The following is a 22,668-nucleotide window of genomic DNA, read 5'->3' as shown; positions in this document are numbered from 1 at the left end:
GGCAAGTCCACACTTTTTCGACTACTACTGTCAGGCTGATTTCGCCTCTGCCGGACAGGAGTTCATCAATGCTGGTTCACTGGTTTCTTGCAGCGATTCATCTATTGGCATTTGCCATGGGCTTCTGGGCGGTGTTGACGCGTGGGACGGCCTTCAGTCGCCTGGCGTCCGGCTCGGGTGAAGTCGGGCGCGTATTGCTTGCCGACAATCTCTGGGGGCTCTCGGCGCTGGTGCTGCTCATCACCGGCGGCATGCGCGCCTTTGCCGGTTATGAGAAGGGAGCCGACTACTACCTGCATCAGCCGCTTTTCCATCTGAAGATGACGTTGTTTGTGCTGATTCTGCTTCTGGAACTCGTGCCGATGATCACCCTGATCAAATGGCGCGTGGCCAAGGCGCGCGGCGCTATCCCTGACTTGGGGCGTGCCAAGGTGTTCGCGCGGACCAGTCATACCGAAGCGCTGCTATTGATATTGATGGTCGTGGCGGCTACCGGAATGGCGCGTGGCGTTACATTCGGCTAGGCGGGCGAGATTCCCATTCGCTATTCGGAAATATCCGACAGCCAACCCTTTGAATGACGGTTAGTATCGGTCGCGAGAAGGGTGAGGCGGGAAGGGGCGTGGCACGCGCCGTCACCAGGGAAGTGGGGGATGGCAATACGGCGCTTGAATCTTTAGCCAGTCATTGCGCGCAGGCAAACGAACTGGCTACTGACTGCGGTAGGGCTCAGGGCGTTTGTGGCTTGTCCGGAGCGGTCAGGCCAGCCTGGATGCGCTGGTAGATCTCTTCCCGGTGCACTGCAACGTTCTTCGGAGCGTTGATGCCGATTCGAACTTGCTGGCCGCTGACGCCGAGAATGGTGATCGTGATGTCATCACCAATGTTTATGCTTTCACCGACTTTGCGGGTGAGTATCAGCATGGTCTTCTCCTTGATTGCTTTGTAGGGCACCTGATTCAGACAGTGCAGAGGTCGGTGGTACGTATAGATTAGTGCGAAGTCTTAAAGTCTGGGTGCCTCTTTCTGACGCGCAGCAGCGGCATTAATTCCCAGCGCGTAACTATACAGGGGCTGTCAGCATCAATCTCGTCCTTTTGTGCCCATTTTGCGGGGCTCCGAAAGTATTCTCGAATGTTAAGATCGCCGCTTTGAAAAATCAGAGGGAAGCGTTGTGCGCAAATTGGTCTGGGTAGTCGCGGCACTGGCATTGGCAGGATGTGGCGAAGGCAAGAGTGTGGATGCGCAAAAAGCGAAACCGGCGGTGGTAGCGGCGCCTGCTGCGGTGGGCCCGCAGTGGGATCTCGAAGTGCGCGGTGAAACCCCTCAGGCGGTCAGCGACCTCAGCGGCTGGCTGATCGAGCATGCCTTTGTGGCCAGTGTCGTCAAGGACGCCAGCGGCAAGACCCGGATCCTCCTCGGCCCTTTCAATTCGAAGGCTGACGCCGAGGCGCGTCAGGCAGATGTGAATGCAGCGCTGGTCAAGGCGAAGAAGCAGAACATCGAAACGCTGGTGATCGAGCGCCCGGCGGCGCAATAAGGATCCATTCGGCGGAGCTGACTAAAGGGTGTCCGGCGTGATTCGTTTTTCAAGGAGTCACTGAAGATACCCAGAAGGAGCTCCGCATGGCCTCCGCCAATCCTTACAAATTGTTCGACGTCGTTTTGCGTCACAAGCAGCAGTTGAGCCCGCATCTCATGCGGATCACGCTCGCAAGCCCCACGGTCACCGAGATGGCGACCTGGGCGCCGGATCAGCGAGTGAAGCTGTTTTTCCCGGCAGTCGACGGTTCACCCGCCAGGCTTTCTCAGGGCGAGGGGTGGTACGCCCGTTTCCGCTCGATGCTGATCGATCGTCGCCCGGCGATGCGCACCTACACCATCCGCCACTTGCGTGCCGAAGCAGGCGAAGTGGATATCGATTTCGTACTGCACGGCGAGACCGGTCCAGCCTCCCGTTGGGCCTTGCGATCCCAGCCCGGCGAGTCGATGCAGATTCTGGCCCCCGACAGCCGATTCTCGGCACAAGAGGCAGGGGGATTTGAATGGAAGCCTCCGCAAACGCTCAAGCAACTTTTGCTGGTCGCCGATGCCACCGCCTTGCCGGCCGCCATGGGGATTCTGGAAGAACTGGCGACACTGGCTGAACCGCCGCAGACCCAGGCGTTTTTTGAGGTCGACAGTCGTGAAGACATGTTGGCGGTTCCTGACTGGCCCGGGCTTTTGGTGCAATGGCTGATTCGCGATCAGGCAGTTGCAGGTACGTTGATGGTGGAAGCCGTGCGGCAGGCGACGTTGCCTGTCGATGCATCGCCGGTTGGGCAAGCGGTCGAACTGGCGGATGTCGACATCGAAGAAGAAATTCTTTGGGAGATCGCCGATACGGCCAGCGAGGGATTCTATGGCTGGATCGCCGGCGAATCCGCTGCGGTCATGAGTCTGCGCAAATACCTGATCAAGGAGCGCGGCATCCCTCGCGAGTCGCTCAATCTGATGGGCTACTGGCGTTTCAACAAGTCCGGCGGTTGAGCACAAAAAAGGCCTTGAGTTTATCGCTCAAGGCCTTTTCTTTTGATCAGGCAATCAACCGCAGGCTTTCAGGTTCACCGGGCCGACAAATTCGTTACCGCGTCCCATCACGCACGCCACGCTCTGATTGCGTTGGCGTTCCCAGTCTTGCACTGGATAAGTCTTGTCCCAGGCTTCGTACAATTGCCGATCCTGCTTCGACAAGCGCAAACCATATTGTTTGCTCATGTAAAAGTAGGTGCGGGCGATCATGCCGCGGATCGAAGGGCGGGGCATGACCTTCTTCGTCTTGAAGTCGACCTGAGTCAGGCATGAGCCGTACTGACCCTTTTCGACCGGCAACCAACCGTAGCTGAAATTGCTGCGGTCGCCATTCACCTCGCCGATGCTCGGCACCAGGTTGTGCAGGTCGGCTTCGGCTTTCTGATAGCTCGGGTCATAGCGGGTGCAATTCTTGCGACCGCCTTCCTGCCAGCATTGACGTTGATGGCCGAACTGCCACGCGGGAACGATGTGCTCCCATTCGATGCGGGATGCACGTTTGGCGTTCTTGCGTGGGACATAGCCGCAGGCGGCCAGATCGACCTTGTTGCCGGTGTATTTGCACCCGCAATAGAACTCGGTGGATTGTGGGGCGTACAGTTTCCAGGCGACCTTCTTGGCTTCGGTGAATGTACGCGGTGCGCCAGCGTGCGCGCCCAGGGAAATGAACAGCAACAGCACAGCAGCAAAACGCAGAATCATTGAATCAATCTTCCTTCGGCACAACCCAGAAAATCTGTACACCGCCATCGTCGCGGTAGGCGAGGGTGACGTTGTCGTTCTCGTCGATCTCTTCCAGCAAGCGCTCCCATTCATCCGCCGGCTCGTCTGGAAGGCGGAAGATCAGCGCGGCTTTGGCTTTTTGTGCGGTAGGGGAGTTGATGATTTTTTGAACGCGCATGCCCATGCGTTCGTAAGCGTCAGGAGCATCAGGGGAAGTGGCCACGAGGTTATCCTTATTAAGCTGTACGTGCATACAGTATTTAACTGTAGGCATTTTCGCAACTGCCTAAAATTCAAGAAAATCCTCTGACAGCGGTTTTCCGGTTTTGATGTCACTCAGGTGAAATTTTTCTTTGGAGGAGGCGCAAGCTTCACCCTTCGTCAAGTTGACGAAGGGTGAAGTCAGTGCCCGATCAGCAATGGATCGGTCGAAGGCAGATCAGTATTCCCAGAACATCCGTTGCAGCTCTTTGCTGTCGTTGGTCTTGGTCAAGGCAACCATGGCCAGGATGCGGGCTTTCTGTGGGTTCAGGTCGTGAGCAACCACCCAGTCGTATTTGTCGTCAGGCTGTTCGGCGTTGCGCAGAACGAAACCACCGGCATTGACGTGAGACGAGCGAATGATCTGCACGCCGTCCTTGCGCAGCGCTTGCAGGGTCGGAACCACGCGGGAGGAAACCGAGCCGTTGCCGGTACCGGCATGGATGATCGCCTTGGCGCCGGACTGGGCGAGAGCCTTGTAGGCTGTGTCGCTGACATTGCCGTAGGAATAGGCGATTTCTACATCAGGAAGGCTCTTGATGTTTTTGATATCGAATTCCGAGTCCATGGTGTGGCGCTTGGCCGGCAGACGGAACCAGTAGGATTTGCCTTCAACTACCATGCCGAGTGGGCCCCAGGCGCTTTTGAAGGCTTCGGTCTTGATGTTGATCATTTTGCTGACATCGCGACCCGACTGGATTTCATCGTTCAGCGTCACCAGTACGCCTTTGCCGCGAGCCTCTTTGCTGCTGGCGACGGCCACGGCGTTGTACAGGTTCAGCATGCCGTCTGCCGACATGGCGGTGCCCGGGCGCATGGAGCCGACGACGATGATCGGCTTGTCGGTTTTTTCCACCAGGTTCAGGAAGTACGCGGTCTCTTCCAGGGTGTCGGTGCCGTGGGTGATGACGATGCCATCGACGTCTTTGCTGTCGGCCAGTTCGGAAACGCGACGACCCAGTTGCAGGAGGTTTTCGTTGGTGATGCTTTCCGAGGCGATTTGCATGACCTGCTCGCCACGCACATTGGCCAGCGTGCTCAGCTCGGGAATGCCGGCGATCAATTGTTCGATGCCCACTTTCGCAGCCTGATAGGTCGCGCTGTTGGCAGCGCTGGCGCCCGCGCCGGCAATGGTGCCGCCGGTAGCCAGTACCACTACGTTGGCCAGTTTGGCCTGGGTTTCAGCTTCTTTTGCCTGGAGGGCGGTTGGCAGGAGCAGGAGGAGGGCCAAAGCGCCCGGAACGAAACTCTTCAAAGCAGATGTCATTATTTTTCTCTCTAGTAGTGAGACGGTGCTGATGCAGGTTCATCTAGATGCGCCCCGGGCCGATCTGAATGCCAGGGGTGCAGGAAGGGAGCAGGATCTGTACCAGTCGTACTGTGCGTGAGAAAAATGTTTAACCTTATGATTTAAATCAAGATTTATTCGATGCGTGGTTGTGAAGTTCCCTCGCTCATCCGGGTTTCCGAACGCGGGATGTTTTCTCGTTCGGCTCACCGAAAAGGATTACGAGCTCCGTCCACAGGGGGGGCTGGCCAGTTTTCGGATCTGTGCTAAAGAAAGCGGCGCACTGGCCGATGCGCCTTGATAGGGATCCAATTTTTCAGGAGTTCAAATGTCATTGACTATCGGTTTGCCAAATCCCGGCGCGGTTACCATCGGCGGAAAAACAGCCGCTACGATCAATGCCCTGAGCGAGGCCAACGAGCAAGCAGCGGCCGAAGCGCTGGGCAAAGACGCTGGCGATACGAAGCAAGTCAGAACCGGTGGCGGACCCGTGCAGGAAGAGGCGCCGGCCGAGAGCAGTGGCAATCAAAGCATCACGATAAAAATACTGCTCAAACGCATGAAGGAATTGCAGCAGCAATTGCAGGAGCAGCAACAGCAATTGGCTGCCGCGCAGGCAGCGAGTTATCCGACCGAAGAAGCCAAGACAACTGTGGTGATGTCGATTCAGGGGCAGATCGCAGACACCAACGCTGCACTCATGGAAGTGGCCGGCAATCTGGTTCGCGAGATGGCCAAGGGGTCTGGCAGTGGCGGTGTGATCAACACGACTGCGTAGGAAAAGGGGCGATGACTATGATTCGCCCTACAAAAAAAGCAGATTTTCAGTCGTTGACAAATGTCGACAGGATTCGCATAGTTCGGTCTACGCAAACGTTTGCGCGGTCTTCGCGGTGAATTGATTTCGTCGTGGGGTGCAGCGAGCTTACGCCAGCGCAAGCGTTGCTCACAATAATCATAAGATCGGAGTGAACCCATGAAGCTGCCATTCGCTGGACGTCTTCTTGCTGTCGCCATGCTGGCTGCCGCATCCGCCGCACTGCCTGTCTCTTCGGCTTTCGCCGAGTCCCCTGAAAAACCCAAAGTCGCCCTGGTCATGAAATCTCTGGCCAACGAATTCTTCCTGACCATGGAGGACGGCGCCAAGGCCTACCAGAAAGAACATTCCGCCGATTTCGACCTGATCTCCAACGGCATCAAGGACGAAACCGATACGGCGGGGCAGACGCGCATTGTCGAGCAGATGATTCTGGCGAAGGTCAACGCGCTGGTTATCGCACCGTCTGATTCCAAGGCGATGGTGCCAGTGATCAAGAAGGCCGTCGATGCCGGTATCACCGTGATCAACATCGACAACCAACTCGATCCGGCTGTGATCAAAAGCAAGAACATCAGCGTTCCTTTCGTAGGCCCGGACAACCGCAAAGGCGCGCGTCTGGTGGGTGAGTACCTGGCCAAACAACTGAAAGCCGGTGACGAAGTCGGCATCATTGAAGGTGTCTCCACGACGACCAACGCCCAGCAGCGTACCGCTGGCTTCAAGGATGCGATGGAGGCTGCACAGATCAAGGTTGTCTCCCTGCAGTCCGGCGATTGGGAAATCGACAAGGGCAACAAGGTGGCCGCTTCGATTCTCAGCGAATACCCGGACGTCAAGGCGCTGCTGGCCGGTAACGACAGCATGGCCGTGGGTGCCGTTTCCGCCGTGCGCGCTGCAGGCAAGGCCGGTCAGGTGCAGGTTGTCGGTTACGACAATATCAATGCCATCAAGCCCATGCTGAAGGACGGTCGCGTTCTGGCGACCGCCGACCAGTACGCTGCGAAGCAAGCGGTGTTCGGTATCGAGACCGCGCTGAAAATCATCAAGGGCGAGAAAGTCGACAGCGGTGCGAATGGCGTGATCGAAACGCCTGTCGAGCTGGTCACCAAGTAAGTCCTTTGGCGACACAATGGCGCTCGTCCGTCCGGGCGAGCGCATGGAGATTTTTATGTCAGTTTCCGCTCCGATCGCTGTCCTCTCGGTCAGCGGTATCGGCAAGACCTATGCGCAACCGGTACTGACCGGCATCGATCTGACGTTGATGCGCGGTGAAGTGCTGGCACTGACCGGTGAGAACGGTGCAGGTAAAAGCACCCTGTCGAAGATCATCGGTGGCCTGGTCACCCCTACCACCGGCCAGATGCAGTTCCAGGGCAAGGATTATCGCCCCGGCAGTCGCACGCAGGCTGAAGAACTGGGTGTGCGCATGGTCATGCAAGAGCTCAATCTGCTGCCGACGCTTTCGGTGGCGGAGAACCTTTTTCTCGACAACCTGCCGAGCAATGGTGGCTGGATCAGTCGCAAGCAACTGCGCAAAGCCGCTATCGAAGCCATGGCTCAAGTCGGTCTCGATGCCATCGACCCGGACACACTGGTCGGCGAGCTGGGCATCGGTCACCAGCAAATGGTCGAGATCGCCCGAAACCTGATCGGCGATTGTCATGTGCTGATCCTCGACGAACCGACCGCGATGCTGACCGCCCGTGAAGTTGAGATGCTCTTCGAGCAGATCAGCCGGTTGCAGGCGCGTGGCGTCTCGATCATCTACATCTCCCACCGCCTCGAAGAACTGGCCAGGGTCGCTCAGCGCATTGCTGTGTTGCGTGACGGCAACCTGGTTTGCGTCGAACCGATGGCCAATTACAACAGCGAGCAACTGGTCACCCTGATGGTCGGTCGCGAGCTGGGCGAGCATATCGATCTGGGGGCTCGCAATATCGGCCCGCCGGCCCTGACGGTCAAAGGCCTGACCCGCTCCGACAAGGTTCGCGACGTTTCCTTTGAGGTTCGCGCCGGCGAGATTTTTGGCATTTCGGGGCTGATCGGGGCTGGGCGCACCGAACTTTTGCGGCTGATCTTCGGAGCCGACGTCCCGGACAGCGGCACGGTGGCGCTCGGTTCGCCGGCAAAAACGGTAAGCATTCGTTCGCCTGTGGATGCGGTGCGCAATGGCATCGCCTTGATCACGGAGGATCGCAAGGGCGAAGGCCTGCTGCTGAGCCAATCGATCAGCGCCAACATTGCCTTGGGCAACATGCCGGAAATTTCCAGCGGCGGGTTCGTCAACAATGGCGATGAAACGAAGCTCGCGCAACGGCAGATCGACGCCATGCGCATCCGCAGTTCCAGTCCGACGCAGCTGGTGTCCGAGCTGTCCGGCGGCAATCAGCAAAAGGTGGTGATTGGGCGCTGGCTCGAACGCGACTGTTCGGTGCTGCTGTTCGACGAGCCGACTCGCGGTATCGATGTCGGCGCCAAATTCGATATTTATGCCTTGCTCGGCGAACTGACCCGGCAGGGCAAGGCGCTGGTCGTGGTGTCCAGCGATTTGCGTGAGCTGATGCTGATCTGCGACCGCATCGGCGTGTTGTCGGCGGGACGTCTGATCGACACCTTCGAGCGCGACAGCTGGACCCAGGATGACTTGCTTGCCGCCGCATTCGCCGGCTACCAGAAACGTGATGCGTTGCTCAACGAAGCAGCGCCTAGGGATCTCCCATGAAAACTGCATCTTCCGCCGGCAAATCCAGTGGCAATTTCTACGGCCTCGGGACTTATCTGGGGCTCGCCGGTGCGTTGCTGGCAATGATTGCGCTGTTCTCGATCATGAGCAGCCATTTCCTGTCATACAACACCTTCAGCACCCTGGCCAACCAGATTCCCGACCTGATGGTGCTGGCAGTGGGCATGACCTTCGTCCTGATCATCGGCGGGATCGATCTGTCGGTGGGCTCGGTACTGGCACTCGCGGCCTCCACTGTCAGCGTGGCGATTCTTGGCTGGGGCTGGAGCGTACTGCCGGCGGCCTTGCTGGGTATGGCTGTCGCGGCGTTGGCTGGCACGGTAACTGGTTCGATTACCGTGGCGTGGCGAATTCCGTCGTTCATCGTGTCTCTGGGGGTTCTGGAAATGGCCCGTGGTCTGGCCTATCAGATGACGGGGTCGCGTACGGCTTACATCGGTGACTCCTTCGCCTGGCTGTCGAACCCGATCGCCTTCGGCATTTCGCCGTCGTTCATCATTGCCTTGCTGGTTATCTTTATTGCCCAGGCCGTTCTGACCCGTACTGTGTTCGGTCGCTACCTGATCGGCATTGGCACCAACGAAGAAGCGGTGCGTCTGGCGGGGATCAATCCAAAACCCTACAAGATCCTGGTCTTCAGTCTGATGGGGCTGCTCGCCGGTATTGCGGCGCTGTTCCAGATTTCCCGGCTGGAAGCGGCCGACCCGAACGCCGGTTCCGGCCTTGAGCTGCAAGTGATCGCTGCCGTGGTGATCGGCGGCACCAGCCTGATGGGCGGACGTGGTTCGGTAATCAGCACCTTTTTCGGCGTGTTGATCATCTCTGTCTTGGCGGCCGGTCTGGCGCAGATTGGCGCGACCGAACCGACCAAGCGCATCATCACCGGTGCGGTGATCGTGATCGCCGTGGTGCTCGACACCTATCGCAGTCAACGCGCAAGTCGACGGGGCTGATAAATGGCAACGATCAAGGATGTGGCGGCACTTGCAGGAATTTCCTACACGACCGTGTCCCACGTAGTAAACAAGACCCGACCGGTGAGCGAAGAGGTGCGGCTCAAGGTCGAGGCGGCGATCAAGAGTCTCGACTATGTGCCGAGCGCAGTGGCCCGATCGCTGAAAGCGAAAACCACCGCCACCATCGGTTTGCTGGTGCCCAACAGCCTCAACCCGTACTTCGCCGAACTGGCGCGAGGGATCGAGGATTACTGCGAGCGTAACGGTTACTGCGTAATTCTCTGCAACTCCGACGACAACCCGGACAAGCAGCGCAGCTACCTGCGGGTGCTGCTCGAAAAGCGCATCGACGGTTTGATCGTCGCGTCTGCGGGTGGCGACAGCGGTCTGGCACAAGGACTGGCCGGCGTGAAGACACCGATGGTGATTGTCGACCGTGGTCTCGAAGGCGTGGACGCCGACCTGGTGCGCATCGATCACGAATATGGCGCCTACCTTGCGACGCGGCATCTGCTTGAACTTGGTCATCGCGATATCGCCACGATCGGTGGTCCGGCCAGTACCAGTGTTGCGCAAATGCGTCAGGCCGGTTTTTGTCGCGCGCTGAAAGAGGCCGGTGTTGAGGTGTCCCCGTCGCGCATGCTGGAAAGCGACTTCACCAGCACTGGCGGTTACAACGCGGCTTCCGTCCTGCTTGAGCGCAATCCGCCGAGCGCGATCTTTGCCGGTAACGACATGATCGGCATCGGTGTACTGCGAGCCGCGGCGGAGCGCAACGTGCGCGTGCCTGCCGAACTGTCGGTGATCGGTTTCGACGATATCCAGATGAGCCGTTACGTGTATCCCGCGCTGACGACCGTGGGCCAGTCGATCCTTCAGTTGGGGGAAATGGCCGCGGAAGTTTTGTTGCGAAGAATTGCCACCCCGGGTCTGGCGACGGATCAGCGGATCGTGACCCCGAGTATTGTCCTGCGCGAATCGACTGCACCGCTGTCCGGCGTGTTCACCGAATACCGCTGAAACGAATTGAAGAGTAGTGATGTATGTCCGCAAATGTAGTGGTAATAGGCAGCCTGAACATGGATCTGGTCACCCGCGCGCCGCGCCTGCCCCGGGGCGGTGAGACGCTGATCGGTCATTCCTTCACTACCGTGTCCGGGGGCAAGGGCGCCAATCAGGCCGTAGCTGCCGCGCGACTGGGTGCGCGGGTGTCGATGGTCGGCTGTGTCGGCAACGATGACTATGGCGTGCAATTGCGCGACGCGTTGCTGGCCGAGCAGATCGATTGCCAGGCGGTCAGCGTGGTGGAGGATTCCAGTGGCGTGGCGCTGATCGTGGTCGATGACAACAGTCAGAACGCAATTGTCATCGTGGCCGGTGCCAATGGTTCGATGACCCCGACGGTCATCGAACGGTTCGATGCCGTGCTGCAAGCGGCGGACGTGATCATCTGCCAGCTGGAAATCCCCGATGCCACGGTAGGCCATGCGCTGAAGCGCGGACGTGAACTGGGCAAGACGGTCATCCTAAACCCGGCGCCGGCCAGTCGCCCGCTGCCGGCGGACTGGTTTGCCGCCATCGATTACCTGATTCCCAACGAGAGCGAGGCCGCCGCCCTCAGCGGTTTGCCGGTGGACTCATTGGAGACCGCTGAAAAAGCAGCAGCGCACCTGATGTCACTGGGCGCCGGCAAGGTCATCATCACGCTTGGGGCTCAAGGCTCATTGTTCGCCAACGGCACGGGTTACCGGCATTTTCCTGCACCCAAAGTGAAGGCTGTCGATACCACTGCCGCCGGGGATACGTTTGTCGGCGGATTTGCGGCTGCACTGGCGACCGGCAAAACCGAGGACGAGGCCATTCGTTTCGGACAAGTCGCTGCAGCCCTGTCGGTCACCCGGGCAGGTGCCCAGCCCTCCATTCCTACCACCTCCGACGTACAGGCATTCAAACCCGCATGAAAAAGACTCCTTTGCTCAATGTCGCCCTTTCGCGGCTGATTGCTTCCCTCGGCCACGGCGACATGGTCGTGATCGGCGATGCCGGCCTGCCGGTACCGCCGGGTGTCGAGTTGATCGACTTGGCGTTGACGCACGGCGTGCCGGATTTCGTCAGCACCCTGAAAGTCGTGCTCAGCGAGATGCAGGTGGAAAGCCACGCACTGGCCAAGGAGATTTTCGACAAGCAACCGACTGCGCTGCCCACGCTGGACGAACTGAATGACGAAGGCTCGCTGGGGCGGCGTGACCTGCTCAGTCACGAGCAGTTCAAGGTACTCAGCCGACAGGCACGAGCGATTGTTCGTACGGGTGAATGTCAGCCGTACTGCAACATCGTGCTTGTGGCCGGTGTTACGTTCTAAACAGGGTTCGCCCCTTTTGATTTCATCTGCACAAGGAATGCGCCATGCACCGCTATGCTCAAAAAATGCATCAATTGATTCGGAGTCTGCTGCTTTTGTCCGTGATAACCGCGACCGGCGCCCAGGCGGCGGAAAAGATCGACCTGATCATCGACACCGACCCTGGCGCCGACGACGTGGTCGCCCTGTTGTTTGCCCTGGCCTCCCCGGAGGATTTGAACATTCGTGCGTTGACCACCGTCGCTGGCAACGTGCGTCTGGACAAGACTTCGCGCAATGCGCGGTTGGCCCGTGAGTGGGCAGGGCGGGAAGAGATTCCGGTGTACGCCGGCGCGCCAAAACCGTTGATGCGCACGCCGATCTACGCCGAAAACATCCATGGCAAGGAAGGCCTGTCGGGTGTCACGGTGCACGAACCGAAAAAAGGCCTGGCCGAGGGCAATGCTGTCAACTACCTGATCGACACCCTGAAAAAAGCCAAGCCGCACAGTATCACTATTGCGATGCTCGGCCCGCAGACCAACCTGGCCCTGGCGCTGATCCAGGAGCCGGAGATTGTTCAGGGAATCAAGGAAGTAGTGATCATGGGGGGCGCCCACTTCAATGGCGGCAATATCACGCCAGTGGCCGAGTTCAATCTGTACGCCGACCCGCAAGCCGCGGAGGTGGTGCTCAAAAGCGGCGTGAAACTGACTTACCTGCCGCTGGACGTGACCCACAAGATCCTGACCAGTGACGCGCGCCTGAAGCAGATCGCGGCGCTGAACAACAATGCGAGCAAGATTGTTGGCGACATCCTCAACGAGTACATCAAAGGGGATATGGAGCACTACGGCATTCCGGGTGGCCCGGTGCATGACGCCACTGTCGTGGCTTACCTGCTCAAGCCTGAGCTGTTCACGGGGCGTTCGGTGAATGTGGTGGTCGACAGCCGTGAAGGCCCGACCTTCGGCCAGACCATTGTCGACTGGTATGACGGCCTGAAGGCGCCGAAGAACGCTTTCTGGGTGGAGAGCGGTGACGCCCAGGGCTTCTTCGACCTGCTGACCGAGCGTCTCAAGCGTCTGAAGTAAGCGATACGCCCGCAGGTGCCAGCTTGCGGGCTTTTACTCCCTCTCGGTGTCCGATGCCCCTTTGATGTCATCGGGATATTTCTCGAACAGCTGGGCAATGAATGACTGCGCGCCCTGGGTTCCCAGCGACTTCACCAGCAAATCGATAGTGATCAATGCCAATTCCTCCGGACTGCCCGGACTATAGGAACTGTGCCCTTGTGGCCAGGTGGCCTTTATGTCGGCGCTAATGCTTACGGTGGTCATGGCAAGGCTCGGTCGCGAGATCGGATTTTTGAGTTAACCATTTTGTCGAGCGTTTGGCACTGCGACTTAGGCATGAGCGCAGGGCTATGCGACACTTGGTCGTTTCCGCAGAAAACAAGGATTGCGCTGTGCAGATCGATCTGAATAGCCCCGATGGCCTGACCCTTGATGCTGTCCGCCGGATGCTGGCGTCGGCCAGTGATGACGAACATACCCAACTGCGCGTGACCAAGGGCGGGATTGCCTATATCTCTTCGGGTGTCACTGGCGGCCAGGACATCGATGGCCTGATGTTTCGCTTGGAGACCTGGGCAAAAGGCTCGGGGTATGTGGGAAATGTCGCGGCCAGCGACGAAGTCTGGGTCATGCAGATTTTCAATGCGCTCAAAGACAATTGGCCGAATCCGCCTTACGACTACATTGATGTCTATTGAGCCTTATTAATATTCAGTGACGTTTTACGGGGTGAGATTTCAGGCGTTGCTCAGGCACACTCGGCGTTTTTCCGATCGTGGGGCAGGGGGATGGCTCTCACCGTGAAACCAAACGCCGTATTGGCGGTCGCACGATCTCTGCTCAAAATTGAAATAAGGAGGCTTCATGCCTTGGAAGTTCGCGTCGCTGGGTGCACTGATGACCGTTGCTGTGCTGGCGGGTTGCAGCACAACCTCCAGTGAGTCGCAAAAGGATCCAGTGACGACTGAGGCCGGCCTTGGTCGTTGTGAGGCGTCGGCAGCGGAATTCGCTCTCGGCAAGAAAGCTTCGCCGGAGCTGTTGGAGCAGGCACGCAAAAAAGCCGGTGCGCAGAACGCCCGGTTCCTCAAGCCCAATGACATGATTACTTTGGAGTACCGCTCTGATCGCCTCAACCTGAATACCGATCAGAACCTGGTGGTCACCCGCGTCAACTGCGGCTGAATCTGTCGAGCTTTTGTATCACCCATAAAAAACCCCGTCACATGGACGGGGTTTTTTTAGTGCGCCGGGAAATTACTCTGGGCGAACTTGTGCAGCTTGCATACCCTTTTGGCCTTTCTCAGCCACGAAGGAGACGGTTTGGCCTTCTTTCAGGCTTTTGAAACCGTCAGTTTCGATAGCTTTGAAGTGTACGAACAGGTCGTCACCGCCACCTTGAGGAGTGATGAAGCCGAAGCCTTTTTCATCGTTGAACCATTTAACGGTGCCGGTTTGGCGATTAGACATGGTGTATCTCCAAGAAACATATATTTTCAGTAGTACTGTGCTGCTCAGGCCAACTGGGCACACCGGGGTATCATAGTCGAAATGTTCGCTTTGGTAGCCCCCCGGACGTGCTGTTTGCCAATCAGTCGTGTTTTCTTTACTGCCTGTTTCGGCTGGAGGCCCCGGTTTAAAAGGCTTTTCGCGAAAAGTAAAGACAATAAAAAAACCTGTAAAACCTGCATAAATCGTACGAAAAGGCCTGAATCAGATGCCTTTCAGCGGGGCTGGGGGCAGTGAAAAGGCCTGTTTCATCATTTTTTCGCCGGGACGTTGGCCTTGCATTTGGCAATTTGCCCCAGAGCTTTTTGTTGCAGCTCAGGCGTGGCCTTGTTGTCCATCAATGACTGAATGTCGCTGGCCGGATAAGACTTGATGGCATCGGCACCGCACGCGCAGTGGGATTTTGCGGCAGCGGCACCGATTTGCGGAGTGGCCGCCTGGGTGCACTGAGCCATGTATTTCTCACGCTCGCCCTTTGGCCAGTCGGCGTGGGCGCTCAGCGGCAGCAGCAAAACGAGGGGGGCGACTGCAGCAAGCAGGGTATTAAGACGCATGCGAGGATGCTCCTTGTGGGTCAATGTCTTGTTATCTGAGGGCCCAAAGGCCGATCAAGTTCAGCACTCTGGCATAAAACAGACGATTTGCCTCTTGGTAAAAACCAGAGTGCATCGGTGACCATTCATCTGTGCTAGCATGCCTGGCTCGGGCGTTCGCAGGCTCCGGATGACCTTCAGTCCCGGTTGCGGCCGCGCACGAATTTTCTGATTTGAATCCCAGTCACTCTGGTTCGGTTTTCCGGTTGGCCGCAAGGCTCCTGCCGCTGTAAGGCAGGCGTTCGTCATTGAATGGCCTGGACCGGATCTTGTACTGGCTCATCCCAACCCACGTGACCTTTGGTAGGGGTCACCACTAGGAGAGGAGGCGCCATGCCAACTATTACTCTTCCCGACGGCAGTCAACGTTCATTCGATCACCCGGTTTCCGTAGCCGAGGTCGCCGCATCCATCGGTGCAGGCCTGGCCAAGGCCACCCTGGCCGGCAAGGTGAACGGCAAGCTGGTTGACGCTAGCGACATCATCGACAGCGACGCAACGCTGCAAATCATCACGCCAAAGGATGAAGAGGGGCTGGAGATCATTCGCCACTCTTGCGCCCACCTGGTCGGCCATGCGGTCAAGCAGCTGTATCCGACTGCAAAAATGGTCATCGGGCCGGTCATCGACGAAGGTTTCTATTACGACATCGCCTTCGAGCGTCCTTTTACTCCGGACGACATGGCGGCCATCGAACAGCGCATGCAGCAGCTTATCGATACAGAATATGACGTGATCAAGAAAGTCACTCCGCGTGCCGAAGTGATCGAAGTGTTCAAGGCCCGTGGCGAAGACTACAAGCTGCGCCTGGTCGAAGACATGCCGAACGAGCAGGCCATGGGCCTGTACTACCACGAAGAATACGTCGACATGTGCCGCGGTCCGCACGTGCCGAACACCCGCTTCCTGAAATCCTTCAAGCTGACCAAGCTGTCCGGCGCCTACTGGCGCGGTGATGCCAAGAACGAGCAATTGCAGCGCGTTTATGGCACCGCGTGGGCAGACAAGAAGCAACTGGCTGCTTACATCCAGCGTATCGAAGAAGCTGAAAAGCGCGATCACCGCAAGATCGGCAAGCGCCTGGGCCTGTTCCATACACAGGAAGAAGCGCCGGGCATGGTGTTCTGGCACCCGAATGGCTGGACGTTGTACCAGGTACTCGAGCAGTACATGCGCAAGGTGCAGCGCGACAATGGCTATCTTGAAATCAAGACGCCGCAAGTCGTTGACCGTAGCCTGTGGGAAAAGTCCGGGCACTGGGCCAACTACGCTGACAACATGTTCACTACCGAGTCGGAAAGCCGCGACTACGCCATCAAACCGATGAACTGCCCGTGCCACGTGCAGGTGTTCAATCAGGGCCTGAAGAGCTACCGCGAGTTGCCGATGCGCTTGGCCGAATTCGGTGCCTGCCACCGTAACGAGCCATCGGGTGCGCTGCACGGCATCATGCGTGTGCGTGCGTTTACCCAGGATGACGCCCACATCTTCTGCACCGAAGAGCAGATGCAGGCTGAATCCGCTGCGTTCATCAAGCTGACCATGGATGTTTACCGTGACTTCGGCTTCACCGATGTCGAGATGAAGCTGTCCACTCGTCCGGAAAAGCGCGTTGGTTCCGACGAGCTGTGGGATCGCGCCGAAGCAGCCCTCGCTGCAGCCCTTGATAGCGCTGGCCTGCCATACGATCTGCAGCCGGGTGAGGGTGCGTTCTACGGTCCGAAGATTGAATTCTCGCTGAAAGATTGCCTCGGCCGCGTGTGGCAGTGTGGTACCTTGCAGCTCGATTTCAACCTGCCTGTGCGTCTGGGAGCCGAATACGTCTCCGAAGACAATAGCCGCAAGCACCCGGTGATGTTGCACCGTGCGATCCTCGGTTCGTTCGAGCGTTTCGTCGGGATTCTGATCGAGCACTACGAAGGTGCATTCCCTGCGTGGCTGGCGCCAACCCAGGCAGTGATCATGAATATCACTGATAAACAGGCAGATTTCGTCGCTCAGGTCGAAAAAACTCTCAACGAAAGCGGGTTTCGTGCCAAGTCCGACTTGAGAAATGAAAAGATCGGCTTTAAAATCCGCGAGCATACTTTGCTCAAGGTTCCATATCTCTTGGTTATTGGGGATAAGGAAGTCGAGATGCAGACTGTCGCTGTGCGTACTCGTGAAGGTGCTGACCTGGGCTCGATGCCCGTCGCCCAGTTCGCTGAGTTTCTCGCGCAAGCGGTTTCCCGGCGTGGTCGCCCAGATTCGGAGTAATTATTATTAAGCGTGAAATGAGACAAGATAAACGAGCTGCACCGAAAGCCCCGATCAACGAGAATATCTCGGCACGCGAGGTTCGGTTAATTGGCGCTGATGGCGAGCAGATTGGCATCGTCTCGATTGATGAAGCGCTTCGTATTGCTGAAGAAGCCAAGCTTGATCTGGTAGAAATCTCTGCCGACGCAGTCCCACCGGTTTGCCGGGTGATGGACTACGGCAAATCGATCTTCGAAAAGAAGAAGCAGATTGCTGCGGCGAAGAAGAACCAGAAGCAGATTCAGGTAAAAGAAATCAAGTTTCGTCCAGGGACGGAGGAAGGGGATTACCAGGTAAAACTGCGCAACCTGGTACGTTTCCTGAGTGACGGGGACAGGGCCAAGGTATCCTTGCGATTCCGCGGCCGTGAGATGGCCCACCAGGAGCTGGGGATGGAACTCCTCAAGCGGGTTGAACAAGACCTGCTCGAGTACGGTTCGGTCGAACAGCATCCTAAGATGGAAGGACGCCAGCTGATCATGGTCATCGCCCCGAAAAAGAAGAAGTAATCAACAGGGCACGGCAGGCCTTCTGATTATGTTTATCAACTGAATGCGGAGTATCCGAACATGCCAAAGATGAAAACCAAAAGTGGTGCTGCTAAGCGGTTTCTGAAAACTGCTAACGGTATCAAGCACAAGCACGCTTTCAAGAGCCACATCCTGACCAAAATGTCGACCAAGCGTAAGCGTCAACTGCGCGGTAGCAGCTTGCTGCATCCGTCTGACGTGGCAAAAGTCGAGCGCATGCTGCGCCTTCGTTAATTTTTGGATCAAGAATAGAGGAAGTAACTCATGGCTCGTGTAAAGCGTGGCGTCATTGCCCGTAAACGTCACAAAAAAATTCTGAAACTTGCTAAAGGCTACTACGGCGCACGCTCCCGCGTATTCCGTGTTGCCAAGCAAGCGGTAATCAAGGCAGGCCAATACGCCTACCGTGACCGTCGTCAGAAAAAACGTCAGTTCCGCGCTCTGTGGATCGCTCGTATCAACGCTGGTGCTCGTGTTAACGGTCTGTCCTACAGCCGATTCATCGCCGGCCTGAAAAAAGCGTCCATCGAGATCGACCGTAAGGTTCTGGCTGATCTGGCAGTGAACGAAAAAGCGGCGTTTGCTGCGATTGTCGAGAAAGCTAAAGCCACCTTGGCTTAAGTACCCCCGACAGTCACCCGGCCTCACCTCTGTGGGGTCAGGTGTTAAACGTCATAAATAGGGGAAGAGCCTTCAAGCTCTTCCCCTATTTTGTATCTGGAGTCTGTACATGGAAAACCTGGATGCGCTGGTCTCTCAAGCACTAGAGGCTGTGCAAAGCGCTGAAGATATCAATGCCCTGGAGCAAATCCGGGTTCAATACCTTGGCAAAAAAGGTGAATTGACTCAGGTGATGAAGACCCTGGGGAATTTGCCGGCAGAAGAGCGTCCGCAAGTCGGCGCCCTGATCAACGTTGCCAAGGAGCGTGTTACAGGCGTTCTCAATGCGCGCATGGCTTTGTTTGAGGAAGCCGAACTGGCTGCCAAACTGTCTGCCGAATCCATTGACGTGACCCTGCCGGGCCGTGGTCAGACCTCCGGTGGTCTGCATCCGGTAACCCGGACTCTGGAACGTATCGAACAGTTCTTCACCCATATCGGCTACGGCATCGCCGAAGGCCCTGAGGTCGAAGACGACTATCACAACTTCGAGGCGCTCAACATCCCAGGCCACCACCCGGCCCGGTCGATGCATGACACCTTCTATTTCAACGCCAACATGTTGCTGCGCACCCATACCTCGCCGGTACAGGTCCGCACCATGGAATCGAAAAAGCCGCCGATCCGCATCGTCTGCCCAGGTCGTGTGTACCGCAGCGACTCCGATATCACCCACTCGCCGATGTTCCACCAGGTCGAAGGCTTGCTGGTCGATCGCGATATCAACTTCGCCGACCTCAAAGGCACGATCGAAGAGTTCCTGCGGGTGTTCTTCGAAAAAGAACTGGCCGTGCGTTTCCGTCCTTCGTACTTCCCGTTCACCGAGCCTTCCGCCGAAGTCGACATGGAATGCGTGATGTGCAGCGGTAAAGGCTGCCGCGTCTGCAAGCAGACCGGCTGGCTGGAAGTGATGGGCTGCGGCATGGTTCACCCGAACGTGTTGCGCATGTCCGGGATCGATCCGGAAGAGTTCTCGGGCTTTGCCTTCGGCATGGGCGTTGAGCGTCTGGCCATGCTGCGTTACGGCGTGAACGACTTGCGTCTGTTCTTCGACAACGACTTGCGGTTCCTCGCGCAATTTCGCTAGTCGTAACGAATTCTTAGGAGAGCAGGATGAAATTCAGTGAACAATGGCTGCGTGGCTGGGTCAGCCCGCAGGTAGATCGCGACGCGCTGGTTGCCCGTCTGTCGATGGCCGGTCTTGAGGTCGATAGCGTTACGCCGGCCGCCGGTGTTTTCAGTGGCGTGGTGGTGGGCGAGGTGCTGAGCACCGAGCAGCACCCCGATGCCGACAAATTGCGCGTTTGCCAGGTCAGCAATGGCGCGGAAACTTTCCAGGTCGTGTGCGGTGCGCCAAACGTGCGTCCGGGCCTGAAGATTCCGTTCGCGATGATCGGTGCCGAGCTGCCGGGTGACTTCAAGATCAAGAAGGCCAAGCTGCGCGGCGTCGAGTCCAACGGCATGCTGTGCTCGCAAGCCGAACTTCAGATCGGCGAAGGCAATGACGGTCTGATGGAGCTGCCGGCTGATGCGCCGGTGGGCGAAGATTTCCGTGTTTATCTGGACCTGGAAGACGCCAGCATCGAAGTCGATCTGACTCCGAACCGTGGCGACTGCCTGTCTCTGGCCGGTCTGGCTCGTGAAGTCGGCGCGCTGTACGACGCTCCGGTCACTCGCCCGGTGGTGATGACCGTTCCGGCGGTGCACGATGAAGTGCGCTCGGTAGAGGTCCTGGCACCTGCCGCGTGCCCGCGTTATCTGGGTCGTGTCATTCGCAACGTTGACCTGTCCAAGCCGACGCCGCTGTGGATGGTTGAGCGTCTGCGTCGCTCTGAAGTGCGCAGCATCGATGCCGCAGTCGACATCACCAACTACGTAATGCTCGAGCTGGGTCAGCCGCTGCACGCCTTCGATCTCGCCGAAATCAATGGCGGCATCCGGGTGCGCATGGCGGAAGAGGGTGAGAAGCTCGTGCTGCTCGACGGTCAGGAAGTCAGCCTGCGCAGCGATACGCTGGTGATCGCCGACCACACTCGCGCTCTGGCGATTGCCGGCGTGATGGGTGGCGAGCACAGCGGCGTATCCGCGACCACTCGCGATGTATTCCTTGAGAGTGCGTTCTTCGACCAGATCGCTGTGGCGGGCAAGGCTCGTTCCTACGGTCTGCACACCGATGCTTCGCACCGCTACGAGCGCGGTGTGGACTGGCAACTGGCCCGTGAAGCCATGGAACGCGCCACTGGCCTGCTGCTGGAAATCACCGGTGGCGAAGCCGGCCCGATCATCGAGACCGTCAGCGAGCAGCACCTGCCGTCGATCGCGCCGATCACTCTGCGTGCGCAGCGCATTACCCAGATGCTGGGCATGGAAATGGATTCCGCCGAAGTCGAGCGTCTGCTCAGCGCTTTGGGTCTGAAGGTTTCCGCCGACGGAGCAGGGCAGTGGCGCGTAGAAGTGCCGAGCCATCGCTTCGATATCAGCCTGGAAGTCGATCTGATCGAAGAGCTGGCACGTCTGTACGGTTACAACCGCCTGCCGGTTCGTTACCCGCAAGCTCGTCTGGCGCCACAGGCCAAGGCCGAAGCGCGCAGCGATCTGCCGGAACTGCGTCGTCTGCTGGTCGCTCGTGGTTATCAGGAAGCAATCACTTACAGTTTCATCGATCCGAAGCAGTTCGAGCTGTTCAACCCGGGCGTTGAGCCGCTGTTGTTGGCGAACCCGATCTCCAATGACATGGCCGCCATGCGTTCGTCGCTGTGGCCGGGTCTGGTCAAGGCGCTGCAGCACAACCTCAACCGTCAGCAGGATCGCGTTCGTCTGTTCGAGAGCGGTCTGCGCTTTGTAGGTCAGCTGGAAGGTCTGAAACAAGAGCCGATGATCGCCGGTGTGGTGTGCGGCAGCCGTCTGCCGGAAGGCTGGGCGCAAGGTCGCGACACCGTTGACTTCTTCGACGTCAAGGCTGACGTAGAAGCGGTGCTGGGCTTTGCTGGTGCGCTGGATCAGTTCACTTTTGCACCGGGTAAACATCCTGCACTGCATCCTGGTCAGACCGCACGCATCGAGCGGGAAGGGCGTGAAGTCGGCTTTATCGGCGCGATTCATCCTGAGTTGTCGAAATCCCTGGGTCTCGACCGTCCGGTCTTCGTCTTCGAGCTGATTCTGGCTGAAGTCGCTTTGGGTAAAATGCCGAAATTCCATGAGTTGTCGCGCTTTCCTGAAGTGCGTCGTGACCTGGCACTGATTGCGCACAAAGACGTCGCAGCCTCGGCTGTACTGGACGTAATCCGTGAAAATGCAGGCGAATGGCTGACAGACCTCAGGCTATTTGACGTGTATCAGGGTAAAGGCATTGATCCTGATAGAAAAAGCCTTGCAGTCGGCTTGACCTGGCAGCATCCATCGCGCACTCTTAATGACGATGAGGTGAATTCGACGACGCAAAATATCCTCACCTCGCTCGAACAAAGGTTGAACGCCACGTTAAGGAAGTGACGTATGGGGGCTTTGACGAAAGCTGAGATGGCGGAACGTCTGTATGAAGAGCTGGGCCTGAACAAGCGGGAAGCCAAGGAATTGGTGGAGCTGTTTTTCGAGGAAATCAGGCACGCTCTCGAAGACAACGAGCAGGTCAAATTGTCGGGTTTCGGCAATTTCGACCTTCGGGACAAACGCCAGCGGCCTGGCCGCAACCCGAAAACGGGGGAAGAAATCCCGATCACGGCTCGCCGTGTGGTCACCTTTCGTCCAGGGCAGAAGTTGAAGGCCCGAGTTGAGGCTTATGCTGGAACCAAGTCATAACGACGAACTACCCGTCATCCCGGGCAAACGCTACTTCACCATCGGTGAAGTCAGCGAGCTGTGTGCGGTAAAACCACACGTGCTGCGCTATTGGGAGCAGGAGTTTCCTCAGCTCAACCCCGTCAAACGCCGCGGAAACCGCCGGTATTATCAGCGACAGGACGTGCTGATGATCCGGCAGATCCGCGCGCTCCTTTACGATCAGGGGTTCACCATCGGCGGCGCACGTCTGCGTCTGTCCGGCGATGAAGCCAAAGACGACACCACCCAATACAAGCAAATGATCCGCCAGATGATCGCCGAGCTCGAAGACGTTCTGGTGGTTCTCAAGAAATAATTTCCTGCTTTTAAATACTTCCAGTTTTCAAAAGCTTGCGATATATTCTTGAGCGTTCTTCGAGACGAAGAGCGAGTTTCACGCCTAGTCGGGGCGTAGCGCAGTCCGGTAGCGCACTAGCATGGGGTGCTAGGGGTCGAGTGTTCGAATCACTCCGTCCCGACCAT

28 protein-coding genes and 1 tRNA gene are annotated in these 22,668 nt (G+C 57.7%); 22 read left to right on the top strand and 7 right to left on the bottom strand.

The window, feature by feature from the left end:
* Positions 1-68: 68 nt before the first annotated feature.
* Positions 69-524, top strand: coding sequence for a DUF2214 family protein (locus ACM6JM_RS21920; RefSeq protein WP_414882478.1), 456 nt, complete (start codon positions 69-71; stop codon positions 522-524).
* A 205-nt stretch (positions 525-729) separates the two neighbouring features.
* Here ACM6JM_RS21920 and csrA read toward each other — a convergent pair whose 3' ends face one another.
* Positions 730-924: a carbon storage regulator CsrA gene (gene csrA, locus ACM6JM_RS21915; protein ID WP_003179932.1), complete on the bottom strand. Its 195-nt coding sequence runs from the start codon at positions 922-924 to the stop codon at positions 730-732.
* Between the two features lie 250 nt (positions 925-1,174).
* Between csrA and ACM6JM_RS21910 the strand changes: the two genes are divergently transcribed.
* Together ACM6JM_RS21910 and ACM6JM_RS21905 are read left to right on the top strand one after the other, a co-directional pair.
* Positions 1,175-1,540: a hypothetical protein gene (locus tag ACM6JM_RS21910; RefSeq protein ID WP_039771573.1), complete on the top strand. Its 366-nt coding sequence runs from the start codon at positions 1,175-1,177 to the stop codon at positions 1,538-1,540.
* 86 nt (positions 1,541-1,626) lie between these two features.
* Positions 1,627-2,529 carry a siderophore-interacting protein gene (locus tag ACM6JM_RS21905; protein ID WP_039771571.1) on the top strand — a complete coding sequence of 301 codons (903 nt, stop codon included), beginning with the start codon at positions 1,627-1,629 and terminating at the stop codon, positions 2,527-2,529.
* 54 nt (positions 2,530-2,583) lie between these two features.
* Here the strand turns inward: ACM6JM_RS21905 and ACM6JM_RS21900 are convergent, their stop codons facing one another.
* From ACM6JM_RS21900 to ACM6JM_RS21890, 3 genes are all read right to left on the bottom strand, one after another.
* Complete coding sequence (locus ACM6JM_RS21900; RefSeq protein ID WP_414882477.1) at positions 2,584-3,273, bottom strand: endonuclease; 690 nt, start codon at positions 3,271-3,273, stop codon at positions 2,584-2,586.
* A gap of 4 nt (positions 3,274-3,277) precedes the next feature.
* A complete protein-coding gene (locus ACM6JM_RS21895) occupies positions 3,278-3,547 on the bottom strand; it encodes a DUF1654 domain-containing protein (protein ID WP_371855269.1) in 270 nt (89 codons plus the stop codon).
* Positions 3,548-3,733: 186 nt separating this feature from the next.
* Positions 3,734-4,822, bottom strand: coding sequence for an asparaginase (locus ACM6JM_RS21890; protein WP_007956004.1), 1,089 nt, complete (start codon positions 4,820-4,822; stop codon positions 3,734-3,736).
* A gap of 349 nt (positions 4,823-5,171) precedes the next feature.
* Here ACM6JM_RS21890 and ACM6JM_RS21885 point away from each other — a divergent pair, with 349 nt between their 5' ends.
* The 8 genes from ACM6JM_RS21885 (at position 5,172) to ACM6JM_RS21850 (ending at position 12,797) form a co-directional block, all read left to right on the top strand.
* Complete coding sequence (locus ACM6JM_RS21885) at positions 5,172-5,621, top strand: hypothetical protein (RefSeq protein ID WP_039771565.1); 450 nt, start codon at positions 5,172-5,174, stop codon at positions 5,619-5,621.
* Between the two features lie 198 nt (positions 5,622-5,819).
* A complete protein-coding gene (locus ACM6JM_RS21880; RefSeq protein WP_007956008.1) occupies positions 5,820-6,776 on the top strand; it encodes a sugar ABC transporter substrate-binding protein in 957 nt (318 codons plus the stop codon).
* Positions 6,777-6,831: 55 nt separating this feature from the next.
* Positions 6,832-8,385, top strand: a complete 1,554-nt coding sequence (locus tag ACM6JM_RS21875) for a sugar ABC transporter ATP-binding protein (RefSeq protein ID WP_103386624.1) — start codon at positions 6,832-6,834, stop codon at positions 8,383-8,385.
* Positions 8,382-9,359 (top strand): ABC transporter permease, encoded by a 978-nt coding sequence (locus ACM6JM_RS21870; protein ID WP_179692049.1) that lies wholly within the window; start codon positions 8,382-8,384, stop codon positions 9,357-9,359. Before ACM6JM_RS21875 ends, ACM6JM_RS21870 begins: the two co-directional genes overlap by 4 nt.
* A gap of 3 nt (positions 9,360-9,362) precedes the next feature.
* Complete coding sequence (locus ACM6JM_RS21865; RefSeq protein ID WP_103386625.1) at positions 9,363-10,382, top strand: LacI family DNA-binding transcriptional regulator; 1,020 nt, start codon at positions 9,363-9,365, stop codon at positions 10,380-10,382.
* A gap of 23 nt (positions 10,383-10,405) precedes the next feature.
* Complete coding sequence (rbsK, locus tag ACM6JM_RS21860; protein WP_414882476.1) at positions 10,406-11,323, top strand: ribokinase; 918 nt, start codon at positions 10,406-10,408, stop codon at positions 11,321-11,323.
* Entirely contained in the window at positions 11,320-11,724 is a 405-nt protein-coding gene (gene rbsD, locus ACM6JM_RS21855) for a D-ribose pyranase (RefSeq protein ID WP_039771558.1), read from the top strand. Before rbsK ends, rbsD begins: the two co-directional genes overlap by 4 nt.
* Before the next feature lie 44 nt (positions 11,725-11,768).
* Positions 11,769-12,797: a nucleoside hydrolase gene (locus ACM6JM_RS21850; RefSeq protein ID WP_039771556.1), complete on the top strand. Its 1,029-nt coding sequence runs from the start codon at positions 11,769-11,771 to the stop codon at positions 12,795-12,797.
* Between the two features lie 33 nt (positions 12,798-12,830).
* Here ACM6JM_RS21850 and ACM6JM_RS21845 read toward each other — a convergent pair whose 3' ends face one another.
* Positions 12,831-13,043, bottom strand: a complete 213-nt coding sequence (locus tag ACM6JM_RS21845; RefSeq protein WP_039771555.1) for a hypothetical protein — start codon at positions 13,041-13,043, stop codon at positions 12,831-12,833.
* A gap of 128 nt (positions 13,044-13,171) precedes the next feature.
* Between ACM6JM_RS21845 and ACM6JM_RS21840 the strand changes: the two genes are divergently transcribed.
* Together ACM6JM_RS21840 and ACM6JM_RS21835 are read left to right on the top strand one after the other, a co-directional pair.
* Positions 13,172-13,477 (top strand): hypothetical protein, encoded by a 306-nt coding sequence (locus ACM6JM_RS21840; RefSeq protein WP_414882475.1) that lies wholly within the window; start codon positions 13,172-13,174, stop codon positions 13,475-13,477.
* Between the two features lie 166 nt (positions 13,478-13,643).
* Positions 13,644-13,961 carry an I78 family peptidase inhibitor gene (locus ACM6JM_RS21835; protein WP_039771553.1) on the top strand — a complete coding sequence of 106 codons (318 nt, stop codon included), beginning with the start codon at positions 13,644-13,646 and terminating at the stop codon, positions 13,959-13,961.
* 72 nt (positions 13,962-14,033) lie between these two features.
* Here the strand turns inward: ACM6JM_RS21835 and ACM6JM_RS21830 are convergent, their stop codons facing one another.
* Positions 14,034-14,246, bottom strand: a complete 213-nt coding sequence (locus ACM6JM_RS21830) for a cold-shock protein (protein ID WP_007956027.1) — start codon at positions 14,244-14,246, stop codon at positions 14,034-14,036.
* Positions 14,247-14,536: 290 nt separating this feature from the next.
* The gene (locus ACM6JM_RS21825) at positions 14,537-14,839 is read right to left on the bottom strand and encodes a hypothetical protein (RefSeq protein ID WP_039771551.1); all 303 of its coding nucleotides are present in this window, start codon (positions 14,837-14,839) and stop codon (positions 14,537-14,539) included.
* A 372-nt stretch (positions 14,840-15,211) separates the two neighbouring features.
* Here ACM6JM_RS21825 and thrS point away from each other — a divergent pair, with 372 nt between their 5' ends.
* The 9 genes from thrS (at position 15,212) to ACM6JM_RS21780 (ending at position 22,667) form a co-directional block, all read left to right on the top strand.
* Positions 15,212-17,134, top strand: a complete 1,923-nt coding sequence (gene thrS, locus ACM6JM_RS21820; protein ID WP_039771550.1) for a threonine--tRNA ligase — start codon at positions 15,212-15,214, stop codon at positions 17,132-17,134.
* Positions 17,134-17,685, top strand: a complete 552-nt coding sequence (gene infC, locus ACM6JM_RS21815; protein ID WP_169432615.1) for a translation initiation factor IF-3 — start codon at positions 17,134-17,136, stop codon at positions 17,683-17,685. Before thrS ends, infC begins: the two co-directional genes overlap by 1 nt.
* Positions 17,686-17,745: 60 nt before the next feature.
* The gene (rpmI, locus tag ACM6JM_RS21810; RefSeq protein ID WP_002553160.1) at positions 17,746-17,940 is read left to right on the top strand and encodes a 50S ribosomal protein L35; all 195 of its coding nucleotides are present in this window, start codon (positions 17,746-17,748) and stop codon (positions 17,938-17,940) included.
* A 30-nt stretch (positions 17,941-17,970) separates the two neighbouring features.
* Positions 17,971-18,327, top strand: a complete 357-nt coding sequence (gene rplT, locus ACM6JM_RS21805; RefSeq protein ID WP_002553161.1) for a 50S ribosomal protein L20 — start codon at positions 17,971-17,973, stop codon at positions 18,325-18,327.
* A 109-nt stretch (positions 18,328-18,436) separates the two neighbouring features.
* Positions 18,437-19,453, top strand: a complete 1,017-nt coding sequence (pheS, locus tag ACM6JM_RS21800; protein WP_011333387.1) for a phenylalanine--tRNA ligase subunit alpha — start codon at positions 18,437-18,439, stop codon at positions 19,451-19,453.
* Positions 19,454-19,479: 26 nt separating this feature from the next.
* Positions 19,480-21,858, top strand: a complete 2,379-nt coding sequence (pheT, locus tag ACM6JM_RS21795; protein WP_414882474.1) for a phenylalanine--tRNA ligase subunit beta — start codon at positions 19,480-19,482, stop codon at positions 21,856-21,858.
* A 3-nt stretch (positions 21,859-21,861) separates the two neighbouring features.
* On the top strand, positions 21,862-22,164 hold the full coding sequence (gene ihfA / locus ACM6JM_RS21790; RefSeq protein ID WP_002553164.1) for an integration host factor subunit alpha: 303 nt from the start codon (positions 21,862-21,864) through the stop codon (positions 22,162-22,164).
* Positions 22,145-22,501: a MerR family transcriptional regulator gene (locus tag ACM6JM_RS21785; protein ID WP_003179985.1), complete on the top strand. Its 357-nt coding sequence runs from the start codon at positions 22,145-22,147 to the stop codon at positions 22,499-22,501. Before ihfA ends, ACM6JM_RS21785 begins: the two co-directional genes overlap by 20 nt.
* A gap of 89 nt (positions 22,502-22,590) precedes the next feature.
* A tRNA-Pro gene (locus ACM6JM_RS21780) sits at positions 22,591-22,667 on the top strand.
* Position 22,668 lies beyond the last annotated feature (1 nt).

It is taken from the genome of Pseudomonas sp. IT-P2, from assembly GCF_949767575.1.
Lineage (GTDB): Bacteria > Pseudomonadota > Gammaproteobacteria > Pseudomonadales > Pseudomonadaceae > Aquipseudomonas > Aquipseudomonas pharyngis.
This window is presented reverse-complemented; position numbering and strand designations above follow the sequence as displayed.